The sequence below is a fragment of the Saccharothrix espanaensis DSM 44229 genome (assembly GCF_000328705.1).
Classification (GTDB): Bacteria; Actinomycetota; Actinomycetes; order Mycobacteriales; family Pseudonocardiaceae; genus Actinosynnema; species Actinosynnema espanaense.
Genome location: NC_019673.1, coordinates 6,899,948 through 6,919,665, shown reverse-complemented (window position 1 = coordinate 6,919,665; position 19,718 = coordinate 6,899,948). Strand labels below are relative to the sequence as shown.

Below are 19,718 nucleotides of genomic sequence, written 5' to 3'. Positions count from 1 at the left end.
GGGGCGGTCGCCAAGCGACTTAGTGAGCAGGGGGCTTCCCCGGACGGGGATCGCAGGGGCTTCGCAAGGGGATCGGAAGGGGTTGTTGGTGTTCGCCGCGCGTGCGACGGGTTTGTTCAAATTGCTGGGGCTGTGCCTGATGGCGGGCGTGCTGCTGGCCGCTCTGCTGTTCCCCGTCGTGGGCGGGCTGGGGCTGGCGTCCAACCGCGCCGCCGACACCGTCGACCAGACCTCGGGTGAGCTGACCAAGGCCGAGCCGCCGCTGGTCACCACCGTGCTCGACAAGGACGGCGCGCCGATCGCGTACCTGTACGACCAGTACCGCATCCCGGTGCCGTCCTCCGGCATCTCGGACACGATGAAGGCCGCGATCATCGCGATCGAGGACAAGCGGTTCTTCGAGCACAAGGGCGTCGACTGGCAGGGCATCGCGCGTGCGGCGGCCAAGGCCGGCGTCGAGGGCGAGACGTCCCAGGGCGCGTCGACGTTGACCCAGCAGTACGTGAAGAACTACCTGGCGTTCGTGGTCGGCGAGGGCAGCCAGGAGGCGTACGAGAAGGCCACCGAGGCGACCCTCGGCCGCAAGATCAGCGAGGCCCGGATCGCGACCCAGCTGGAGCAGAAGCTCAGCAAGGACGACATCCTCACCGCGTACCTGAACATCGTCCCGTTCGGCAACGGCACCTTCGGCATCGGCGCGGCGGCGAAGGCGTACTTCGACACCACGCCCGACAAGCTCACCGTGCCGCAGGCGGCGATGCTGGCCGGTCTGGTCAACGAGCCGAGCCGGCTCAACCCCGGCGCGGCCGTCGAGCCCGCGATCAAGCGGCGCAACACGGTGATCGACAAGATGCGCGACAACGGCGCGTTCGGGTCGGACGCGAAGGTCGCCGGCGAGAAGGCCGACGAGTACAAGGCGGCCGACATCGGCGTCGTGGCGGACCTCAAGCTGCTGCCCAACGGCTGCGTCGGCGCGGGCGACGGCCCGGTGTACGGCTTCTTCTGCCGGTACCTGGTCGACTACCTGGACACCGCCGGCATCCCGACCGACAAGCTGATCCGCGGCGGGTACACCATCCACACCACGATGGACCCGGTCGCGACCCGGGCCGCGAAGGAAGCGGCCGAGGGCCAGGTGCCCAAGAACCAGCCGGGCATCGCCAACGCGATGGCCGTGGTCGAGCCCGGTGACGACAAGCACCGCGTCCGGGCGCTGGCCGCCAACCGCGACTTCGGGAACAACGCCGACGCCGGCCAGAGCGCCTACTCGATCCCGGCCGAGGTGACGAAGTTCGGCGCGGGCTCCATCTACAAGGTGTTCACCGCGGCGGCGGCCCTGGAGAAGAACATCACCGGCATCGACAAGCAGATCGACGTGCCCGCGACCTACACGTCCAAGGTCTACAAGGACAGCGGCAAGGGCTACACCGTGCGCAACGCCGGCAAGTACCCCGAGAAGATGACGTTGACCGACGCGCTCGCGCAGTCGCCGAACACCGCCTTCATCATCCTGGAGGAGAAGGCCGGCCTGAACAACGTGGTCGACATGGCGCACCGCCTGGGCCTGCGCGAGTCGATGCAGGGCGTGAACAAGGACGGCAACCCGCTCAAGCCGGACGGGTCGAACGGCCCCAGCCAGGGCGACGTCTACAAGCGCGACAACAGCGGCTCGTTCACCCTGGGTGCCGGCCCGACCAGCATCCTGGAGCTGTCGAACGTGGCCGCGACCATCATGAGCGGCGGCAAGTGGTGCCCGCCGACCCCGGTCGAGAAGGTCACCGACCGCAACGGCAACCCGGTCCAGCTCAAGGAAGCCCCGTGCGACCAGGCGGTGGCCCCCGAGGTCGCGAACGCCCTGGCCACCGGCATGAGCGCCGACGTCAAGCCGAGCGGTACCGCCCACGGAGCGGCCAACGGCTGGAACCGCCCGATGATCGGCAAGACCGGCACCACCGAAGACCACTGGTCGGTCGCCTTCATCGGCGCGACCCCCCAGTTCGCGGGCGCGGTGATGACCTTCACCGACGGCGTGGCCCCGCAGGTGATCTGCAACGGAAGCCCGCCCCGCCTCTGCGGCACCAACGACAGCGGCGGCGTCTTCGGTGGCCAGGTGGCAGCCCCGACGTGGTTCAACGCCATGCGGACGATCCACGGCGACGCCGAGATCAAACCCCTCCCACCCGTAGACCCCCGCTACCGCTGACCACGCTCGTCCCGGCCGCCCCAGCCCCCTCCGGCCGTCCGGCCCCATCAGCCACCCAGCCCCATCAGCCATCCGGCCCCACCCCACCCGAACCCCGCCCGCACCAGCAGGCGGGGTTCGGCCTTTCAACCCCCATCCCGCCCTCTGGCCCCTCCGGGCCCGGCCTCGCTAGTGCGGTGACCACTTGGGTTCGCCGGGTTGGTCAGGCCGCTTGGGGTCGTGGTCGGCCCCAGCGTTGGTGGTGTTCGCTGCGGATGCGGGCTCGTTCGCGGCGTTGGGCGTGGAGGTTGTCGGGGTGGCGGGCGTTGGCGTTGCACCAGCGGAGGTGTCGTTGCAGCTCACCGGCCGGCACCGGGTGGTTGGGGTGGACGGAGTTGGCGATGAGGAAGGTGCGCAGCGGCCCGAACTGCGGCTCGATGGGGTTGGCCCAGGAGGCGTAGGTCGGGGTCGGGCAGATCTCGACGTTGTTGTCGACCGCCCACGTGAGGATTTTCGGGGTCGTGTTGGCCGACAGGTTGTCCATGATCACGTGGATCGGTGCGCCGTCCGGTCTGGCTGCCCTGATCGATTTCAGGGAGGCCTGGCTGTGGTCGCCGCCTTTGCGGCGGCGGGTGACGCCCCGGAGCCGGTCGTCGCCGATGGAGTGGCAGCCGTGGAAGTAGCTGATCCCGTGCTCGCGCAGGATCTGCCGCGGCCGTTCCCGACCGATACGGACCCGGCGGTCGGGGTTGTGGTGCAGGTGGGCGGCGAGTTTGCGCAGGCTCCACCGGGTGGAGGGCAGGCCCGCCCTGGCGGGGCGGGCCTGGGCCGTCGCCACGACGAACGCTTCGTCGTCGGGGCCGATCAGGCGGGGACGGCCTCCCGCTTAGCTAGGGCCTAGGGCCGCCAGGCCGCGGGCGTTGAAGTCGTGGATGACGTCGCGGACGGTGTCGGGGTCGGCGGCGACCAGGCGTGCGATCGACGGCGCGGGGGTCCCGGACGACGAGGCCAGGGTGATCATCGCCCGGCGCATCCGGATCGTGCCCTGCTTGCCCCGCCGCACGTAGTTCAGCAGACGGCGGCCCTCGTCCTCGGTTAGTCGACGTGCTCTGACGGGCTTGGCCATCGATGCCTCTCATGCTCGGCGGGCGACTACGTCACCACCGAGCATGAGATCAACGCTGTTCCGGGATCGGGACGCCGTCCGGCGTGTCTCCAACCCGGCGAACGTTCGTGGTCAGCGCACTAGGGATGGCTGCACCACGCGCCGCTGCCCACCAGCGCACCCCGGCTGCGGGCACTGTTCGGCGAACTCACCGCGCTCGCCACCGTGCTCGCGTCTCGCAGGGGCGACAAGCCGGTCGCCCGATCCCGGCCGCGTGGGCGAACAGAACGCCATCGGTTTCAAGCGATCTCGGCTTTGAAACATGCGAGTTGCGCAGGCCGTCGCGGTAAGTCAGGGAGTGGTTGCGGGGTGTCGCATGATCACGTTGCGTGGCCTTCGGAAGGCCGGTGAAACCCCACCTCTGACCTGGGGTTTATAACGGTCTAATACGAAACGCGTTGGTATCTGAACACTCAGCGTGACCAATAGTGGGCTATCTCACCAAAATGGCGAGTTCGCTGGACGTGGGTTGCCTTCGTTTGTCACATCGGGTTACGTTCCCCGCCGCATGTCACGGTTCGGTCACCAAAAGGACACGGCAGGGCTCCCCGAAAGCCCCGCCGCCCGGATCCCCCGCCGGGTGTCCTGACCGGGCTCCCCGATGCAGGAAGGCACTCCCTTGGCACGGCATACCAAGGCCCGTGGTCGCAGCGTGTTCAGCACGCCCCCGAGGACCACCGGCAAGCGCGGCTCCCACCGCGCGGAGGAAGAAAGACCACAGGCCACCGGCAAGATCACCGCGGTGGTGGCGTTCGGAGCACTGACCGCCGGCGTCGGCGTCGCGGCCGGCTCGTCCGGGCCGCAGATCACGCCGCTCGCGACCTCGACGGACCTGGCCGCCGCACTGGTGTCCTCCGCCGCTCCACAGCCCGCCCACACGATCCAGACCCGGCACGCCGTCGAGCCCGGCCTCGAAGCCGCGAAGCTCATGCGCTCCGAGGGCTTGTACGCCCGCCAGCACGTCGACCAGGCAATCAAGCACGCCTCGGACGGCTACGCGGACCGCCAAGCCGAGCTCAAGCGCCAGAAGGACGCCGAAGACGCCGAGAAGGCGCGCGTCGCGGCCGAGGAGGCCGCCCGCAAGCCGGTGGTGGTGGAGGCACCCAGCAAGCCCGCAGTGGCCAAGGCGACGGTGGCCAAGCCCGCCGAGGGTTCCTTCACCTCCGGCTTCGGCTCGCGGTGGGGCACCACGCACTTCGGTGTCGACATCGCGAACTCCATCGGCACCCCGATCCTCTCCGCGCTCGACGGCGTGGTCGTCGAGGCCGGTCCGGCCAGCGGGTTCGGGCTGTGGGTGCGGGTCCAGCACTCGGACGGCACCATCACGGTCTACGGGCACGTCAACGAGATCCTGGTGTCCCAGGGTCAGCAGGTCGCCGCCGGTCAGCAGATCGCGACGATGGGCAACCGCGGCCAGTCGACCGGCCCGCACCTGCACTTCGAGGTGTGGATCGGCGGCTCGCAGAAGATCGACCCGATCGGCTGGCTGGGCGAGCGCGGCATCTCCCTCTGATCGGGCGGCATCTCGACCTGATCGAACTGGGCGAACGTCAGTTCTCTTTGGTTGGCGTGGACGAACGTCCATTTCATGCGTGGATCTCGGCCCGGAGTGGGGTTGCCTGCTCCGGGCCGAGGCGCGTGCGGGGTGGTCGTCGCGCATACCGACTGGTCGGTACCTGCGGTACGGTGGGGCCTCCAGACCCGTGCGGGACGGAGGCGCGAGATCGTGGGCCGTTGGGGAATCACGTTGCCGCTGACCGGGGTTCCGGTGCTCGACCACCGTGACCTGGTCGCCGAACTCGCCGATCTCGGCTACACCGACGTCTGGTCGGCCGAGACCGCGGGCACCGACGCGTTCACGCCGTTGGCGCTGGCCGCCCAGTGGTCCGACCGGCTTCGGCTGGGCACCGCCATCGCGCCCGTCTACACCCGCGGCCCGGCGACGCTCGCGATGACCGCCGCCACCCTGGCCGAGGTGTCCGGCGGCCGGTTCGTGCTGGGCATCGGCTCGTCGTCGCCGGCGATCGTGCAACGCTGGAACGGCGTCGAGTTCGCCGAGCCCTTCAAGCGCACCCGCGACACCCTCCGCTTCCTCAAGTCCGCGCTGGCCGGCGAGAAGGTCACCGAGCAGTACGAGACGTTCGCGGTGCGCGGGTTCCGGCTGGAACGCGCCCCTGGGCAGCGGGTGCCGATCATGCTCGCGGCGCTGCGCCCGACCATGCTCCGCCTCGCCGGGCGCGAGGCCGACGGGGCGATCACCAACTGGCTCGGCGCCGCCGACGTCGTCAAGGTCCGCGCCGAACTCGGGCAGGGCGAACTCGCCGCGCGCATCTTCGTCTGCCCGACCGAGGACGCCGCCGCGGCCCGTGCCCTCGGCCGGATGCTCATCAGCACGTACTTGACCGTGCCCGCCTACGCCGCGTTCCACGACTGGCTGGGGCGCGGCGAGGCGCTCCGCCCCATGCACGAGGCGTGGAACTCGGGCGACCGGCGCGGCGCGTCCGCGCTCGTCCCGGACGAGGTGGTGGACGACCTCGTCGTGCACGGCAGCGTCGAGCAGTGCCGCGCGCGGGTGGCGGAGTACGCGGCCAACGGCGTGGACACGCCGGTCATCGCGGTGCTGCCCACCGGTGCGGACCAACTCGACCTGGTGCGCGCGCTGGCTCCGGGCGCCTGACGTGACCGGCAGGGCTCCGGCGACGCCGGACCGGATCGTGAGCGCCGCCGTCCGGCTGTTCGCCGCCAAGGGCTTCGACGCGACCACCGTGCAGGAGGTCGTGGAGGCCGCCTCGGTGACCAAGGGCGCGCTCTACCACTACTTCGGCTCCAAGGACGACCTGCTCTTCGAGATCTACCGGTCGCTGATCGGCCGGCAGACCGCCGAGCTGGACCGGATCGTCGGGAAGGGCGCCGACCCGGCCACCACGGTCCGCGAGATCGTGGTGAGCCTGGTCGAGACGACCGCGGCGAGCGTGGACGAGACGGCGGTGTTCGTGCGCGAGATGCACAAGCTGGACGCCGAGCGGATGGCCGCGGTCCGCGCGGACCGCCGCCGCTACCACGAGACGTTCCGCGCGGTGGTGGCGAAGGCGCAGGCCGAGGGTCGGTTCGGCGCGCGCGTGCCCGCCGACACGGCCGTCCTGATCGCGCTCGGCGTGGTGAACCAACTGCCGACCTGGTACCGCCCGGACGGCCCGAAGCCGCCCGCGACCCTCGCCGCCGAGATCGCGGACTTCGTCCTCGCCGGCCTCCGCCCCTGACCGACGCCGAGGAAGCCGCCACTGCGGCCACAACCTGGTGACAGTTCCGGACATCCGGTCCCGGTAGCGCATTCCAGCCGAATTGCGCTGCATATTGCGGAATTAACGGGGCATCGGCTCGCGATACGTTTCGCGATGAGGCGTACCGGCTGTTGTGCGAAACGGATCACGAGGTGGCGTGGGGAACGGTTTGCGGCATGAAGTCCCTGGTGGGGGTGGGGTCAGCGGTCGGCGTGGGCGCGGAGGGTGGTCAGGGCCTTGTCGGCGTGGGTGGTCATGGAGAATTCCGACTTGATCACGTCCAGGACCGTGCGGTCGGTGTCGATCACGAATGTGTGGCGCTTCACGGGCAGGGGGCCGAAGCGGCGCTTCACGCCGAATTGGGACGCCACCTCGCCCGTTTCGTCCGAGAGCAGCGGGTAGTCGAAGTCGTTCAGGTCCGCGAACTGCTTCTGCTTCGCGACCGGGTCGGTGCTGATGCCCACGCGCTGGGCGCCCGCTTCGGCGAACTCCGCCGCCAGGTCGCGGAAGTGGCAGCTCTCGGCCGTGCAGCCGCCGGTCATCGCGGCCGGGTAGAAGAACAGCACCACCGGGCCGTTCGCGAGCAGGCCGGACAGCGTGCGCGGTGCGCCGTCCTGGTCGGCCAGGGTGAAGTCGGGGGCGGTGTCGCCTGCCTTCATGGGTGGCGCGTCCTTCCACTCGTCGAGGCCACCGGGGGTGGTGGGCACGTCTCGCACGGTGTTCGCTTCGGGCCGACCGTACGGTTCTCGCTAATCTCGTGTCAGGTCGGGGAGGTGGGTATTGACCAGCATGTCCGATGTCGCACGCGCCGCCGGCGTGTCCGCGGCCACGGTGTCGCGCGCGCTGCGGGGCGAGCCCGGGGTGTCCGAGGCGACCCGCCGCTACGTCACCGAGGTCGCCAAGCGGATGCGCTACGCGATCGCGCGGGACGCGTCGAGCCTCGCGGGCGGGCGCAAGTACGCCGTGGCGGTGCTGACCGCCGACGTCGGGCGCGGCGACCTGCTCGCCGGCGCGGAGGGCGCGCTGCGCAACGCCGGCTACGACGTGCTGCTGTACGTGCTGCGCGACGGCGACTCCCGTGCCAAGTTCTTCGAGGACCTGCCCCCGCTCGGCCGGCGGGTGGACGGGGTCCTCGCGCTCTCCGTCGAGTTCTCCCACGACGAGCAGCAGGCGCTCGACGCGTTGGACGTCCCGGTGGTCGCGGTGCGGCCCGACGACCTGCGCGACGCGTTGCGGCTGGCCGCCGGGCACGTGCTCGAACTCGGCCACCGCGAGGTGGCGCTGGTGCTCGCCGAGGACGTGGACGAGTCCTACGACGAGCTGCTGGTCGCCGAGGGGCTGGACGTGCGTCCGGAGTGGACGCTCTGGTCGTCGTCCACGGTCGCGGGCGGCGAGCAGGTGGCGGACGTGCTGCTCGACGGCGACCGGCTGCCCACGGCGGTGATCTGCTCCAGCGGCGAGGTGGCGCTGGGCGTGTTCCTGCGGCTGCGCCGGGACGGCCGGGGCGTGCCGGAGGACGTCTCGATCGTCAGCCTGGACGGCCCGGAGCTGGCCCGCGCGGTCGGCATCACGGCCGTGGAGGGCGCGTGGCGGGAGCGCGGCGAGCACGCGGTGGCCGGTCTGCTGGCCGAGTTGCGCGAGGAGTCGCAGGGCAGGGCGGGAGGCACGGCGGACGGCGACCGGCCGCCGTCGGTGCACCTGGTGGTCCGGGAGTCGACCGGTCGGCGGTGAGCGGCCGGCGGTGACCGGGGTGGCCACGGCGGATGATCACCCGTCCGCGTGGTGAACGGCGATGAACCGTCTGCGACCATCGGGTGACCACGGTGACCCCGCCTGGCTTCCGGGCACCGGGTGCGACGAAGCTGTCCCACGTGGACGACGAGCTGGCCGCACTGGCCGAACTGCACGGGGTGGCTACCCACTACGAGGATTCCGGACAGCGCCGGGTGGAGGTCGACCCCGACGTCGTGGTGGCCGTGCTGGCCCAACTGGACGTGGACGCGTCGACCCCGGAGGCGGTGCGCCGGGCGCTGACCGTGCCCCGGCCCGAGCCGGGGACCCTGGTGCTCCGGGCCGGTGACGTGCTGCCCGGTCCCGGTGTGCTGGTGCTGGAGGACGGCGGCGAGCTGGCGCTGCCCGCCGAGCCGCCGCTGGGCTACCACCGGCTGGGCGGGCGGACGGTGGTGGTCGCGCCGCGCGCGCTGGACCCGGTGCCCAAGGTCTGGGGCTGGATGCTCCAGCTCTACGCCATGCGCTCGGACGAGTCGTGGGGCATGGGCGACTTCGCCGACCTCGCCACGATCGCCCGGCGCAGTGCCGACGAGCTGGGCGCGGGCGTGCTGCTGGTCAACCCGGTGCAGGCGGTCGCGCCGGTCGTCCCGGTCGAGCGCTCGCCGTACTCGCCGTCCAGCCGCCGGTTCGCCAACCCGCTCTACCTCCGGGTCGAGGACACCACCGCGTACCGGGACGCCGACGCGGCGACCCGCGCGGCCGTCGACGCGCTGCGCCCCGACAACGACACCGAGCTGATCGACTACGACGCCGTGTGGACGGCCAAGAAGGCCGCGCTGGAGCTGCTCTGGCCGCTGGTCGAGCACCCCGACCCCGAGGGCGACCTGCGGGACTTCGCGCGGTTCTGCGCGCTCGCCGAGGTCCACGGCCCGGACTGGCGGCAGTGGCCGGCACAGCAGCGCGACCCGGCCGGCGCGACCGCCGACCCGGAGCGGGTGCGGTTCCACGCCTGGTTGCAGGACCTGTGCGAGCGCCAGCTCGCGGACGCCCGGGAGGCCGCCGGGTCGATGCCGGTCGGCATCGTGCACGACCTGCCGGTGGGCGTGCACCCCGGCGGGGCGGACACGTGGGCGATCCGCGACGCGTTCGCGCCCGACGTGCGGGTGGGCGCGCCGCCGGACGCGTTCAGCCAGCTCGGCCAGGACTGGAACCTGCCGCCGTGGCGGCCGGACCGGCTCGCCGAGCAGGGCTACGAGCCGTTCCGCGCGGTGCTGCGCAACGTGCTGCGGCACGGCGACGGCATCCGGATCGACCACGTCGCGGGCCTGTGGCGGCTGTGGTGGATCCCGCCGGGCGAGCCCGCCGGTCGCGGCACGTACGTGCACTACGACGCCGACGCGATGCTGGCCGTGCTGACCTTGGAGGCGCACCGGGCGGGCGCGGTCGTCGTGGGGGAGGACCTGGGCACGGTCGAGCCGAAGGTCACCGAGAGCCTGCACGAGCACGGCATGCTCAGCTCGGCCGTGCTGTGGTTCCAGCGCGACTACGACCGGCCCGGCCACCCGCTGATCCCGCCGGGGGAGTGGACCACCTCGGCGATGGCCAGCATCTCCACCCACGACCTGCCGACGGTGGCCGGTTTCCTCGACGCCGAACACGTTCGGCTGCGGGCCGATCTGGGGCAGTTTGCGGGCGACCCGGACGGGGAATTCCGGAGTGCGGAGCGGGAGCGCGCGGAACTGGTCGCGCTCCTGGAGCAGGAAGGGGTGGCGGCCGATGACCTGGTTACCGCTTTCCACGCCCTGCTGGCGAAGTCCCCGTCCCTCCTGTGCCTGACATCGCCCCAGGACGCGCTGGGTGAGACCCGCCAGCCGAACCTGCCCGGCACCGTCGACGAGTACCCGAACTGGCGGATCCCGCTGCCGGTCCGGCTGGCCGACCTGTTCACCGACACCCGTGTGCGGCGGGTGGCGGCCGCGTTCGTGGCAGGGCGCGGCCGGTGATCGAGAACACGCCCGTCACCGCGGGCCGCACGACTGCGGAGTATCGTCGAGCCGTCACCCGTGCCGGCCTTGGAGGTGGCATTCACCAGTGAACACCGAGTTGGTGTCCCGCACCGGGACGGTGCCCGAACAGATGATCCCGACCTCTCCCGGCGACGTCCTGGAGGGGGCCGTCGAGTACGCGCTGGCCGCCGTCCGGCCGTCGGAGCGCCTCGACGAGGTGTCGAACGCCCGTCAGGCGGAAGAATCCTTGGTGGACGCCCTCAGGCGCACCGAACCCTCCGCCGACGACGCCCTCGAACAGGCCGTGGCCTGCGCGGAAGCGGCCGCCGAGCACCTGCGCTACGGCGAGTTCCAGGAGGCCCGGCTGCTGCTCGTGGCGGCCCGCGGGCAGCTCGTCCGGTCGCACACCCGCAGACGGTGATCTAGAACCGTAGGGTCGAAATCGTTCCAGCTCGTCCTCAAGGAGCACCTGTGCGGCCCTGGCCCGGAACGCCCTACCCGCTCGGCGCGGGTTATGACGGCGTCGGCACCAACTTCACCCTGTTCTCCGAGGTGGCCGAGTACGTCGAGCTGTGCCTGTTCGACGACGACGGGACCGAGACCCGGGTCCGGCTGCCGGAGGTGGACGGCTTCGTCCACCACGGCTACCTGCTCGGCATCGGTCCCGGTCAGAAGTACGGCTATCGGGTGCACGGCCCGCACGACCCGGAGCACGGGCTGCGGTGCAACCCGAACAAGCTGCTGATCGACCCGTACGCCAAGGCGATCAGCGGCGCCGTGGACTGGCACGAGTCGCTGTTCGGCTACCCGTTCGGGGCACCCGATGAGCGCAACGACCTGGACTCCGCCGGTCACGTGCCGCTGTCGATGGTGGTCAACCCGTTCTTCGACTGGGCCGACGACCGCCCGCCGAGGACCCCGTACAACGAGTCGGTCATCTACGAGACGCACGTGCGCGGCCTGACCATGCAGCACCCCGAGGTGCCGCAGCGGTTGCGCGGCACGTACGCGGGTCTCGCGCACCCCGTGGTGATCGACCACCTGAAGGCGCTCGGCGTGACCGCGGTCGAGCTGATGCCGGTGCACCAGTTCATCACCGATCACGGCCTGTCCGAGAAGGGCCTGCGCAACTACTGGGGCTATAACACGATCGGGTTCTTCGCACCGCACGACGGTTACGCCGCGCTACCGCAGCAGGCGAACCAGGTGCAGGAGTTCAAGGGCATGGTCCGCGCCCTGCACGAGGCGGGCATCGAGGTCATCCTCGACGTGGTCTACAACCACACCGCCGAGGGCAACCACCTCGGGCCGACGCTGTCCATGCGCGGCATCGACAACCAGGCGTACTACCGGTTGGTCGAGGACGAGCCGAAGTACTACATGGACTACACCGGCACCGGCAACTCGCTCAACGTGCGCAGCCCGCACACCTTGCAGCTCATCATGGACTCGCTGCGGTACTGGGTGACCGAGATGCGGGTGGACGGCTTCCGGTTCGACCTGGCCGCGACGCTGGCCCGCGAGTTCTACGACGTGGACCGGCTGTCGACGTTCTTCGACCTGGTCCAGCAGGACCCGGTGGTGAGCCAGGTCAAGCTGATCGCCGAGCCGTGGGACGTCGGGCCCGGCGGCTACCAGGTCGGCAACTTCCCGCCGCTGTGGACCGAGTGGAACGGCAAGTACCGGGACACCGTGCGGGACTTCTGGCGCGGCGAGCCGGCCACCCTGGGTGAGTTCGCGTCCCGCATCACCGGGTCGTCGGACCTCTACCAGGACGACGGCCGCCGGCCGTACGCGTCGATCAACTTCGTCACCGCGCACGACGGGTTCACCCTCACCGACCTGGTGTCGTACAACGACAAGCACAACGACGCCAACGGCGAGGACGGCCGCGACGGCGCGGACGACAACCGGTCGTGGAACTGCGGCGTGGAGGGCCCGACCGACGACCCGGAGGTCAACGACCTGCGCGCCCGGCAGCGCCGCAACCTGCTGGCCACCACGCTGCTGTCGCAGGGCGTGCCGATGCTGCTGCACGGCGACGAGCTGGGCCGCACCCAGGACGGCAACAACAACGCCTACTGCCAGGACAACGAGCTGTCCTGGGTGGACTGGTCGCTGGTCGAGAAGAACCGGGACCTGGTGGAGTTCACCGGCGCGCTCACCGACTTCCGGCGCAAGCACCCGGTGCTGCGCCGCCGCCGGTTCTTCCAGGGCAAGCCGATCCGCAAGGGCGACGAGCTGCGCGACATCGCCTGGTTCACCCCCGCCGGCGAGGAGATGACCGAGCAGAACTGGGAGGACGACTTCGGCCGCTGCGTCGTGGTCTTCCTCAACGGCGAGGGCATCCCGAGCCTGGACCGGCGCGGCATGCGGGTCCTGGACGACTCGTTCCTGATCGCGTTCAACGCCCACTACGAGGACATCGAGACCACGCTGCCCGACCCGAGCTACGGTCCGCAGTGGACCGTGGTGATCGACACGGCGACGGGCGTGGTGCAAGACGCCGACCGGGGCGAGCCGGTGCCGGCGGGCGGCACGGTCACGCTGACCGCGCGCTCGCTGGTCGTGCTCCAGCGGACGGGCGTCGAATGAGCCCGGCGTCGACCTACCGGATCCAGTTCACCCCCGACTTCACCTTCGCCGACGCGGAGGCGGTCGTCGACTACCTCGACGCGCTGGGCGTCGGCGCGCTCTACGCCTCGCCGCTGCTGGAGGCGGTGCCCGGGTCCACGCACGGCTACGACGTGGTGGACCCGACGCGGGCGCGCGAGGAGTTCGGCGGCGAGGCGGGCCGGCAGGCGTTGGGCAAGGCGCTCAAGCAGGTGGGGCTGGGGCTCGTGCTGGACATCGTGCCCAACCACATGGCGGTCGAGGACGGTCCGGTCGACCCGTGGTGGTGGGACGTCCTCCAGCACGGCGAGAAGTCGCGGTACGCGAAGTACTTCGACATCGACTGGTCCTCGGGCAAGCTGCTGCTGCCCTTCGCCGGGTCGCCCGAGGACGAGCGGGAGCACGAGCACTACGTGTCGGCGTTCTGGCGGCGCGGCAACGCCGAGCTCAACTACCGGCGGTTCTTCGACATCACCACCCTCGCCGGGGTGCGCGTCGAGGACCCGGAGGTCTTCGAGGCGACGCACGGCGAGGTGCTGCGGTGGGTCGCGGCGGGCGACGTGACCGGGCTCCGGGTGGACCACCCGGACGGCCTGGCCGACCCCGGCGGCTACGTGCGGCGGCTGCGCGAGCGGGCCGGCTGCTGGCTGGTCGTGGAGAAGATCCTCGGCCCGGACGAGGCGCTGCCCGCGAGCTGGCCGGTCGACGGCACCACCGGCTACGACGCGCTGCGCGAGGTGTGCGGGCTGTTCGTCGACCCGGCGGGCGAAGCGGGCCACACGGCGCTGGCCGCGGAACTGGGCGTGCCCACGGACTTCGCCGCCGTCGAGCACGAGTGCCGCGAACTGGTCGCGGGCACGATCCTGCGCGCGGAGGTGCGCCGGATCGCGGCGCTGGTCGACCACCCGGACCGCGACCAGGCCGAGCGGGCGGTGGCCGCGGTGATGGCCGCCTTCCCGGTCTACCGGTCCTACCTGCCCGAGGGGCGGGACGCGTGGGACACCGCGATCGCGACGGTCGGCTCGGACGCGGCGCGGGCGCTGGACGAACAGGTCCGCGCCGATCCGGAGGGCGAACTGGCCACCCGGATCCAGCAGACCTCCGGCATGGTGGTGGCCAAGGGCACCGAGGACACCGCGTTCTACCGGTACACCCGGTTCGTGGCGCTCAACGAGGTGGGCGGCGCGCCGGACCGGTTCGGCATGTCCCCGACCGAGTTCCACGGGCGCGCGGCGGCCCGCGAGGCCGGGTCGCCGGCCGCGATGACCGCGCTGTCCACCCACGACACCAAGCGGTCCGAGGACGTGCGGGCGCGGCTGGCCGTGCTCGCCGAGATCCCGGACGAGTTCGCCGCCGCCGTGCGCCGGTGGACCGCCGCGCACCCGATCGACGAGCCGTCGCTGAACCTGCTGGCCTGGCAGTCGCTGGTGGGCGCGTGGCCGATCACCGCCGACCGGATGGCGGGCTACCTGGACAAGGCGGCCAAGGAGTCCAAGGTCCGCACCACGTGGGTCGACCACGACGAGCCGTTCGAGGCGGCCGTCGCGGCGTGGCCGCGCGAGGTGCTCGACGGCCCGCTGGCCGCCGACGTGGCCGCGTTCGTCGCCCGGGTCGAGGCCCCCGGCCGGTCCAACGCGCTGGGGCAGAAGCTGGTGCAGCTCACCGCGCCCGGCGTGCCGGACGTCTACCAGGGCACCGAGCTGTGGGACCTGTCGCTGGTCGACCCGGACAACCGGCGGCCGGTGGACTACGCGGTGCGCCGTGAACTGCTCGACGCCATCGCCGACGGCTGGCTGCCGCCGGTGGACGAGACCGGCGCGGCCAAGCTCCTGCTGGTGCACAAGGCGTTGCGGCTGCGGCGGGACCGCCCGGAGCTGTTCCGCGGCTACCGGCCGCTGCCCGCGTCCGGGCCGCGCGCGGCGCACGTCGTCGCGTTCGAGCGGACCGGCGTCATCGCGGTGGCCACCCGGCTGCCGGTGGGCCTGGCCGCCGCGGGCGGCTGGGGCGGCACCGAACTGCCACTGCCGCCCGGCGCGTGGACCGACGTGCTCACGTCGCGGCCCGCGCGCACCCGGCTGGCCGACCTGTTGGACCACTACCCGGTGGCACTGCTGGTGCGAGGAGATCAGTGAGCTTTTCGGTGTGGGCGCCGCACCACGAGCGCGTCCAGGTGCGGGTGGACGGACACGACCACGAGATGACCGCCGGCGACGGCGGGTGGTGGCACTCCGATGTGGACGGTGTGGACTACGCGTTCGTGCTCGACGGCGACGCGCTGCCCGACCCCCGTTCGCTCTGGCAGCCCAACGGGGTGCACGAGGCGTCGCGGGTCTACGACCACACGGCGTTCGAGTGGACCGACGGCACGTGGACCGGGCGCGGGCTGCCCGGCGCGGTGATCTACGAGCTGCACATCGGGACGTTCACGTCGGCGGGCACCTTCGACGGGGCCGTCGAGCGGCTGGACCACTTGGTGGACCTCGGGATCACGCACGTCGAGGTGATGCCGGTGAACTCGTTCGACGGGGTCGCGGGCTGGGGCTACGACGGCGTCCTGTGGGGCGCGGTGCACGAGCCGTACGGCGGGCCGGACGGGTTCAAGCGGTTCGTGGACGCCTGTCACGCGCGCGGCCTGGCCGTGCTGCTGGACGTGGTCTACAACCACCTCGGGCCCTCCGGCGCGTACCTGGACCGGTTCGGGCCGTACTTCGCGGGCAGCAACGACTGGGGTCCCGGCCTCAACCTCGACGGCGCGGACTCCGACGCCGTGCGCCGGTACGTGATCGACAACGCGCTGGGTTGGCTGCGCGACTTCCACGTCGACGGGCTGCGGCTGGACGCGGTGCACGCGCTGGTCGACCGGGGCGCGGTGCACGTGCTGGAACAGCTCGCGGTCGAGGTGGACGCGCTGTCGGCGGCACTGGGCCGGCCGTTGACGCTGATCGCCGAGTCCGACCTGAACGACGCCCGGCTGGTGAGCGCGCGCGAGGCCGGCGGGTACGGGCTGACCGCGCAGTGGGACGACGACCTGCACCACGCGCTGCACGTGGCGTTGAGCGGGGAGACGTTCGGCTACTACCCGGATTTCGCCGGCGCGCTGCCCTCGACGTTGCGGGAGGTGTTCTTCCACGCCGGCACCTGGTCGTCGTTCCGGCACCGGCACCACGGACGCCCGGTCGACCGGCGGCTGCCGGGGTACCGGTTCCTGGCGTACCTGCAGAACCACGACCAGATCGGCAACCGGGCGACCGGCGACCGGCTGTCCGCGACGGTGCCGCTCGGGCGGCTCGCGGTGGGGGCGGCGATCGTGCTGTGCTCGCCGTACACGCCGATGCTGTTCATGGGGGAGGAGTGGGCGGCGAGCACGCCGTGGCAGTTCTTCGCCTCCTTCCCGGACCCGGAGTTGGCGGAGGCGGTGCGCACCGGCCGGCGGCGCGAGTTCGCCCGGCACGGGTGGGGCGAGTCGGACGTGCCCGACCCGGTCGACCCGGCGACGGTCGAGCGGTCGACGCTGGTGTGGGACGAGCTCTCGGCCGACCCGCACCGGCGGGTGCTGGAGCTCTACCGGGGGCTGATCGCGCTGCGGCGGTCGCACCCGGAGCTGTCGGACCCGAGGCTGGACCGGTTCGGCGTCGAGCAGGACGGCGACGTGCTGGTGCTGGTGCGCGGCGGGCTGCGGGTGCTGTGCAACCTCGGTGCGGACGACGCCGTGGTCACGCTGCCGGAGTCCGCGTCACAGGGTTCGGGGCAGCGAGGTTCGGCTGTGCTGCTGGCTTCGGGTGCGGCGGAGGTGGTCGGGCAGGCGGTGCGCCTGCCCGCCGAATCGTTCGCGGTGGTTCAGCTGTCGGGCAGCCAGCCGACTTCGGCCAGCTTCTCGGCGAGCAGTTGACCGGCGAGGGCGAGCTGGTCCGCCAGTCGTCTTCGCACCTCGGGGTGTTCCGCGCCGGCGGTGTTGGCCGCGTCGTAGGCCGCGACCAGCCGCCGCGCGGCGTGCACCACCTCGGTGCCGGGCCAGTCGGCGGGGTCCACCTCGCCGTTGGGCTGGTGGACCGCGTGCACGGCGCGGCGTGGTCCGAGTTCGGCCGCCAGGTCCAGCAGCTTCACGGCGATGGTGTGCAGCTTCACGTTGTGGTGTTGCGACATGGCGACCAGCAGCCGGAACCCCTGTTGAGGCGTGCAGCCCTGCACGGCCGCGATCAGGCCGGTGGCCTGCCCGATGACGGTGCGGGTCTGCACCGCCTTGCGCAGTCCCGACACCTCGGCCTCAAGGCTGGCGATCCGCGCGGCAAGCGTTCCGTCCAGTCCGTCGTCCCCGACCACGGTCGGGCTCCTCTCGCGCGTCGAAAGCGGGCCGGCGCGCGCGAGGGAGGGCGGTGCCAGCCCCGGCAAGCCCTCAGCGGTCGCTGACCCTGGTGCCCAGCGTGCTGGGCTCCTGGTGGCTTGCGGCTGGCTTTTCAACCGCGTGAACGATCACCGTAGTCGAGACCGGCGGCACGTCCGGTTTCGGGGCTGTGGTTCGGCTCGGGACCCGAGGCCCGGCGGTGCGACGGCCCGCGCCCGGCGTGTCGCGGGCGCGCGGGCCGGTTCCGCCCGGCCGTGCGGTGCCGGCCCTGAGCGCGCCGCTGCGGGCCGTTGCGCGGCCTGTCGTCAGGTGGGGTCACCGCGCCGAACACCGTGCGGCTGCACGCGAAGGCTCGTCGTGCGGACGGACCTGTCCGGTGCGCTGTCGGCTTCGAGCCACGTGGTGCGCGTGCGGCCGGCGGGCCGTGACCGGACGGGTTCCCGCATCGGCGGCGTGGGGCTTCGCACGGCCGGTCCGGCCGTCTCGCCGGAGTGAGGTGGTGCAGCGGGCCGCACACGGTGGGTGAGCGGGCCGGGAACGTGAAACGGCCCCCTGACCGTCTCCCGCACGCTGTGCGGGCCGAGCTGGACTGGGCTCGGGGTCACGGGGGCCGGGTGGCTGCCTGGGATTCGCCCAGACCACCTTGGGGGAGGTCCTAGCGGACAGCCACCTCACGCAGAGTCCTGTAGCTATACAACTTCGGACCACCTCCTTCCTCGTGTACCGAGAACGCTATGCGGTCACCGGCGCCTCTCGCAACGGGTTTCTTGATCCGTCCCCGGGCGCCGGCGCGACGTCCGATTGCCGCCGGACTTCCGGCCGCCGGCCGACCACGATCGGTGCCATGAACATCGAAGGCAAGGTCGCGCTGGTCACCGGTGGTAGTCGTGGGATCGGCGCGGCGGTGGCGCGGCGGCTGGCGCGCGACGGCGCGGACGTCGCGCTGACCTACCGGAGCAACGCGGACGACGTGGTGGAGGAGATCAAGGCGATCGGCCGGCGGGTGCTGGCGATCCGGGCGGACAGCGCCGACCCGGCGGCGATCGGGGCGGCGGTCGCCGAGACCGCGGCCACCCTGGGCCGGCTGGACATCGTGGTGAACAACGCCGCCGAGTTCCTGGTGGGACCGGTGGAGGAACTGGGGGTCGAGGAGTTCGACCGGACGTTCGACGTGAACGTGCGCGCGCCGTTCCTGGCGGTCAAGGCGGCCCTGCCGCACCTGGGCGCGGGCGGGCGGATCGTGAGCATCGGCAGCAACGTCGCCGAGCGGGCCGCGTTCCCCGGCTTCTCGCTGTACTCGGCGAGCAAGGCGGCCCTGCTGGGCCTGACCAAGGCGCTGGGCCGGGAACTGGGGCCGCGCGGCATCACGGTCAACCTGGTCTGCCCCGGTCCGACCGCCACCGACATGAACCCCGAGGACCACCCGATGGCCGACGCGATCCGCGCGCTCACGGCGGTCGGCCGGTACGGGCAGCCCGACGAGGTCGCGGCCGCGGTGGCGTACCTGGTCTCCGACGAGGCCCGGTACGTGACGGGCACGCAGTTGGCCGTGGACGGCGGTTTCACGAGCTGAGCGGCAAGGGCGGGGGCGTGCCTACAGGCTGGCACGCCCCCGCCGGTGTTCGGTCTTGCCGCGTCCTCAGGCCGTCATCAGCTCACGTTGACGTCGATGCAGGCGTAGAACGCGTTCGAGGTGTCGCCGATGTTCCAGATGGCGAGCACCTTCTGCTGGCCGGTGACGCCACCGAGGTTGATGGTGTGCGACACGGACGCCGGCGGCTGCTGGTTCTTGCCGTCGACGAACCCGACCCGCTTGCCGCCGATGTAGTACTCGTAGTTGGAGGTGCGGTGCCGGGCGGTGAACACCCAGTTGAACGTGACCGTCTGGCCGACGCTCGTGACCTTCCAACCCTTGCTGTCGTTGTTCAGGTCGGCGAACCCTGCGACGCCGCCGTTGCAGCTGCGCAGCCCCTTCGGGCCTTCCACGCTCTGCGGCTCGTACTTGACGGCGCCACAGCTCACGGTGCCCTTGGCGCACTGCGCCTGCCTGCTGGGCGGTGACGACACGTATCCGTGGGCGAACGCCTGGGAGGTCGGCAGTGCGACCACCAGCAGCGGCGCGGCGAGTACGCCGGCCGCCAACGCGGCGATCCGTCGGCGGAGTGCCATGTGTCAGCTCCTTTCGGGTGGACAGGACTTTCGCTGGGCCGGCCCGTACCCGAAGCAGCCGAAACCGCTTTGGGCGGACATTTCACCCAACGCGGCGGCAGGTCTAGACCATACTCTGTGTGATTGCACTGTGACAACTTTTAACTGTAAGGCCGGGTCAGAGGGGTCCCGGCCAGCTGAAGATGGCGGTGTCCGGACCCAGTCGTCGGTGGGGTGTCAGGGTCCGGAG

The 19,718-nt window shown here is 71.6% G+C and carries 14 protein-coding genes and 1 pseudogene; 11 read left to right on the top strand and 4 right to left on the bottom strand.

The annotated features are described in order from the left end of the window. The first annotated feature begins 88 nt into the window (after positions 1-88). Positions 89-2,203 carry a transglycosylase domain-containing protein gene (locus BN6_RS29795; RefSeq protein ID WP_231904783.1) on the top strand — a complete coding sequence of 705 codons (2,115 nt, stop codon included), beginning with the start codon at positions 89-91 and terminating at the stop codon, positions 2,201-2,203. Between the two features lie 202 nt (positions 2,204-2,405). On the opposite strand, the pseudogene BN6_RS49810 reads toward BN6_RS29795, so the two are convergent. After that, positions 2,406-3,308: pseudogene (locus BN6_RS49810) on the bottom strand (helix-turn-helix domain-containing protein). Positions 3,309-3,948: 640 nt separating this feature from the next. Between BN6_RS49810 and BN6_RS29785 the strand changes: the two are divergent. The 3 genes from BN6_RS29785 to BN6_RS29775 all read left to right on the top strand — a co-directional run bounded on the left by BN6_RS29785 (position 3,949) and on the right by BN6_RS29775 (position 6,607). Then, complete coding sequence (locus BN6_RS29785; RefSeq protein ID WP_015103551.1) at positions 3,949-4,860, top strand: M23 family metallopeptidase; 912 nt, start codon at positions 3,949-3,951, stop codon at positions 4,858-4,860. A gap of 213 nt (positions 4,861-5,073) precedes the next feature. After that, complete coding sequence (locus BN6_RS29780) at positions 5,074-6,024, top strand: LLM class F420-dependent oxidoreductase (RefSeq protein ID WP_041314517.1); 951 nt, start codon at positions 5,074-5,076, stop codon at positions 6,022-6,024. Between the two features lies 1 nt (position 6,025). Next, positions 6,026-6,607: a TetR/AcrR family transcriptional regulator gene (locus BN6_RS29775; RefSeq protein ID WP_041318599.1), complete on the top strand. Its 582-nt coding sequence runs from the start codon at positions 6,026-6,028 to the stop codon at positions 6,605-6,607. Positions 6,608-6,828: 221 nt separating this feature from the next. On the opposite strand, the gene BN6_RS29770 is transcribed toward BN6_RS29775, so the two are convergent. Beyond that, positions 6,829-7,287 carry a peroxiredoxin gene (locus tag BN6_RS29770; protein ID WP_015103548.1) on the bottom strand — a complete coding sequence of 153 codons (459 nt, stop codon included), beginning with the start codon at positions 7,285-7,287 and terminating at the stop codon, positions 6,829-6,831. Between the two features lie 130 nt (positions 7,288-7,417). Between BN6_RS29770 and BN6_RS29765 the strand changes: the two genes are divergently transcribed. The 6 genes from BN6_RS29765 to treZ all read left to right on the top strand — a co-directional run bounded on the left by BN6_RS29765 (position 7,418) and on the right by treZ (position 16,867). Continuing rightward, positions 7,418-8,359, top strand: a complete 942-nt coding sequence (locus tag BN6_RS29765) for a LacI family DNA-binding transcriptional regulator (protein WP_015103547.1) — start codon at positions 7,418-7,420, stop codon at positions 8,357-8,359. Positions 8,360-8,499: 140 nt separating this feature from the next. After that, positions 8,500-10,362, top strand: coding sequence for a 4-alpha-glucanotransferase (gene malQ / locus BN6_RS29760; RefSeq protein ID WP_051076060.1), 1,863 nt, complete (start codon positions 8,500-8,502; stop codon positions 10,360-10,362). 88 nt (positions 10,363-10,450) lie between these two features. Continuing rightward, a complete protein-coding gene (locus BN6_RS29755; RefSeq protein ID WP_015103545.1) occupies positions 10,451-10,786 on the top strand; it encodes a hypothetical protein in 336 nt (111 codons plus the stop codon). Positions 10,787-10,836: 50 nt separating this feature from the next. Continuing rightward, positions 10,837-12,960, top strand: coding sequence for a glycogen debranching protein GlgX (gene glgX, locus BN6_RS29750; RefSeq protein WP_015103544.1), 2,124 nt, complete (start codon positions 10,837-10,839; stop codon positions 12,958-12,960). Next, positions 12,957-15,110 (top strand): malto-oligosyltrehalose synthase, encoded by a 2,154-nt coding sequence (gene treY, locus BN6_RS29745; protein ID WP_015103543.1) that lies wholly within the window; start codon positions 12,957-12,959, stop codon positions 15,108-15,110. The genes glgX and treY overlap by 4 nt, the downstream gene beginning before the upstream one ends. Next, positions 15,107-16,867: a malto-oligosyltrehalose trehalohydrolase gene (gene treZ / locus BN6_RS29740; RefSeq protein ID WP_015103542.1), complete on the top strand. Its 1,761-nt coding sequence runs from the start codon at positions 15,107-15,109 to the stop codon at positions 16,865-16,867. Before treY ends, treZ begins: the two co-directional genes overlap by 4 nt. Here treZ and BN6_RS42610 read toward each other — a convergent pair. Next, complete coding sequence (locus BN6_RS42610; RefSeq protein WP_015103541.1) at positions 16,816-17,298, bottom strand: ANTAR domain-containing protein; 483 nt, start codon at positions 17,296-17,298, stop codon at positions 16,816-16,818. The two genes, treZ and BN6_RS42610, sit on opposite strands and share 52 nt — an antisense overlap. An 866-nt stretch (positions 17,299-18,164) precedes the next feature. Here BN6_RS42610 and BN6_RS29730 point away from each other — a divergent pair. Then, positions 18,165-18,893 (top strand): SDR family NAD(P)-dependent oxidoreductase, encoded by a 729-nt coding sequence (locus BN6_RS29730; protein WP_015103540.1) that lies wholly within the window; start codon positions 18,165-18,167, stop codon positions 18,891-18,893. Between the two features lie 77 nt (positions 18,894-18,970). Here BN6_RS29730 and BN6_RS29725 read toward each other — a convergent pair whose 3' ends face one another. Further along, entirely contained in the window at positions 18,971-19,489 is a 519-nt protein-coding gene (locus BN6_RS29725; RefSeq protein WP_015103539.1) for a lytic polysaccharide monooxygenase auxiliary activity family 9 protein, read from the bottom strand. Positions 19,490-19,718 lie beyond the last annotated feature (229 nt).